Here is a 1,990-nt window from a genome sequence, read left to right as displayed (position 1 = left end):
GCGGCCCCGGGGGGGGGGGGGTGGGGGGGGTTATACTAACCCCACATCCCCCCCCCCCCCCCCCCGGGGGGCCCCCCCGGGGGGGGGGGGGGGGGGGGGCGGGGGGCGGCCCCCCCGGCCCCCGCGCCGCGAACGATCGATCCGGGACTCCCCTCCTAGACATCCCGGAGCGATCGCTCGGCGGCGCGCCGGATCACGCTGCGGCACAGACCTGCCGCGCCACCAGCGCGAGCGTTACGGCCACACCCGCGCCGGTACCGGATCCGACATCTACTTGGACGCGAGTACCGGCCGATCGGTTCCATGCCGGCGCGACGTTTTCGGCGGCCGAGACCACGACGTAACGAAAAGCCGAAATCCCGGAACATGTCCCCCCGGCTCGCTAGCCTGGGGCGCATGACTCAGACCAGGGGACTCCGCGACGGATTCGATGCCGGGGGATTGAACACCGCGCTCGCCGAGGCCGTGTGCCTCGACGCCGACGTCGACACCGCGGGCGCCCGCCTGGTGCTGCATCTCGGGGTCCCGGTACTGCCGGAGAACGGCGACGCCCCGGTGGAACGTCCGCTGCGCCTGACCTTCAGCGGCGTCAGCCGCATCGCCGCCTCCCTGCGCGTGCACGCCTGGGGCGACGCCCCGCCGGACGTGCTCCCGCTGACCATCGACGGCCTCGCCAGGGCCATCCGCAGTTTCGGCGGCGGCAGGCTGCACGGCTGGGAGTACATCGACGTCGACGACAGCGGCTGGGCCCTGTGGCGCGAGCTGCTGAGCTTCGACACGGTCGTCGCCGACCGCGTCAGCGCCCACGTCCTCGAGTTCTCCCAGGAGGAGGGCACCAACCCGCGCGAGCTCGATGTGCGGGTGTGGTTCGACGACCTGACCATCCACGACCGGTCGGGCAAGCAGATCCCCCTGGCGGAGTTCATCGCCAACGGCGCCCGCTGGTGGCAGGCGCACGACAAGGGCGACCCGCGCACGCTGGAATTCGAGATCATTCCGCCGCTGTGAGCATCCGGCCGGTGAGATCGGCCACATGCGCCTCCCCCCGCGCATGACCGCGCGGGGCGCGGACCGGTGCCGTTGACATCGGTGGCTTCGGAAAGCCGGGCACAGGCCGGTTTCACGGCCTCGCCGCGTGGAACACGGGGGCAAGCGGGCGAGTTGCTACCGAGCGGGTGTACGAATGATGGCTGGAGGCGCTCCAATCCGGGCGCCACAGCCCGACATCGAGGAAGGGACATCGTGGCTGAGTACACGCTGCCAGATCTGGACTACGACTACAGCGCTCTGGAGCCCCACATCTCCGGGCAGATCAACGAGATCCACCACTCCAAGCACCACGCGGCCTACGTTGCCGGCGTGAACACCGCGCTGGAGAAGCTGGAAGCCGCCCGTGAGGCGGGCGATCACTCCGCCATCTTCCTGCACGAGAAGAACCTGGCCTTCCACCTCGGCGGCCACGTGAACCACTCCATCTGGTGGAAGAACCTGTCCCCCAACGGCGGCGACAAGCCGGTCGGCGAGCTCGCCGCGGCCATCGACGACCAGTTCGGCTCGTTCGACAAGTTCCGCGCCCAGTTCACCGCCGCCGCCAACGGCCTGCAGGGCTCGGGCTGGGCGGTGCTCGGCTACGACACCCTCGGCCAGAAGCTGCTGACCTTCCAGCTCTACGACCAGCAGGCCAACGTGCCGCTCGGCATCATCCCGCTGCTCCAGGTCGACATGTGGGAGCACGCCTTCTACCTGCAGTACAAGAACGTCAAGGCCGACTACGTGACGGCCTTCTGGAACGTCGTGAACTGGGCCGACGTGCAGGAGCGCTTCGCGCGCGCCGTCGCCCAGGGCAAGGGCCTGGTGTTCTGATCGGGCGGATCGCTCCGATCGGCTGACACCCGCCGGATCACCGGGCGGGGGGGGGGGGGGGGGGGGGGGGGGGGGGGGGGGGGGGGGGGGGGGGGGGGGGGGGGGGCGGGGGCGCGCGCCGGCGCGG

Annotated in this window: 2 protein-coding genes; both read left to right on the top strand. The window is 71.5% G+C overall.

The genetic code is table 11. The features are described from left to right. The first annotated feature begins 396 nt into the window (after positions 1 to 396). Positions 397 to 1,008 carry a hypothetical protein gene (locus QH283_RS10045; RefSeq protein ID WP_280502744.1) on the top strand — a complete coding sequence of 204 codons (612 nt, stop codon included), beginning with the start codon at positions 397 to 399 and terminating at the stop codon, positions 1,006 to 1,008. Between the two features lie 234 nt (positions 1,009 to 1,242). Then, positions 1,243 to 1,863: a superoxide dismutase gene (locus tag QH283_RS10040; protein WP_280502743.1), complete on the top strand. Its 621-nt coding sequence runs from the start codon at positions 1,243 to 1,245 to the stop codon at positions 1,861 to 1,863. Positions 1,864 to 1,990 lie beyond the last annotated feature (127 nt).

The sequence above is a fragment of the Nocardia farcinica genome (assembly GCF_029867845.1).
Taxonomy (GTDB): Bacteria; Actinomycetota; Actinomycetes; order Mycobacteriales; family Mycobacteriaceae; genus Nocardia; species Nocardia farcinica_A.
The sequence above is the reverse complement of the archived record's forward strand: the minus strand, read 5'-3'. Positions and strand labels throughout refer to the sequence as shown.